The 1027-nt window shown below is 65.0% G+C and carries 1 protein-coding gene; it reads left to right on the top strand.

Annotated elements, in window-relative coordinates; translation table 11 throughout:
* The coding region (locus IVB50_RS03285) for an amidase family protein (protein ID WP_247294235.1) at positions 1–1027 on the top strand (1027 nt) is incomplete at both ends.

Genomic DNA, 1027 nt, shown 5'->3' with positions numbered 1-1027 from the left:
ATCTCACCTCGCTTGGGCTCGCAGCCGCTGCAGCAGCGGTTGGCAACGGCGACATCACGTCGGAAGTCTACACTACTGCGCTTCTGCAGCGCGCCCGAGCGCTTGCCGAGCTGAACGCCTTCATCACCATCGACGAGGTCGCTGTGCTCGAGGCCGCGAGGGACGCGGACAAGGCGCGTGCGGCCGGCTCGGCGGCCCCGCTCCTTGGCGTGCCCCTCGGGGTGAAGGACAGCTATTTGACGAAAGGACTGCCTACCAGCCTGGGCGTCGAAGGCCTCTCTCATTTCGTGCCGCGCGAAGATGCCGACGCTGTCCGGGCCATTAAGGGTGCGGGGGCTTTGGTCTTCGGCAAGAACAACCTCGTCGAGATGTCGTACGGCTTGACCGGTCACAACGCACGTTACGGCCAGGTGAAGAATCCGCACGCACGAGATCGCGTGTCGGGCGGCTCGTCGAGCGGCTCCGCCGCATCCGTGGCCGCTGGGCTCGTTCCCGCGTCCTTGGGCGGTGACACCGTTGGGTCCATCCGGGTACCCGCATCGTTCTGTGGCGTCGTGGGCTTCAAGCCAACGACCGGGCGTTGGCCGCGCTACGGCGTTGCGCCGATCTCCCATACGCTCGACACGACGGGCGTATTCGCCCGAAGCGTTGAGGACTGCATTCTGGTGGATCAGGTCGTGACTGGTGAAGAGGCTGCGGAGTTCTCCGACGGCGGCTACGGCCTGAAGGGAGCCCGGCTGGCCTTCGCGCCGCGACAGTTCCTGGATCTGGTGGAGTCCGAAGTCGAGACCCGCTTCCGCGCGGTGGTTCGGCGGCTGCAGGACGCCGGCGCCGAGGTCGTTGAAGTAGACCTTGGCGAAGACTTCAATGCCCTCGTCCAAACTGCGACGTGGGGCATCTTCGCTCATGAGACGATGGGCGCAGTTTCGGAATTTCTTCGCCGCCATGACATTCCGACCACGTTCGAGGCCATTTACGAGGGCCTTAAGCCCCAACTTCGGCAGGCGTGGGGGCACATCGTACTGCC

It is taken from the genome of Bradyrhizobium sp. 87 (assembly GCF_023073015.1).
In the GTDB taxonomy this organism is placed as follows: Bacteria; Pseudomonadota; Alphaproteobacteria; order Rhizobiales; family Xanthobacteraceae; genus Bradyrhizobium; species Bradyrhizobium canariense_D.
Note: the sequence above shows the minus strand (reverse complement) of the source record. Positions and strands in the feature narration are given on the sequence as shown.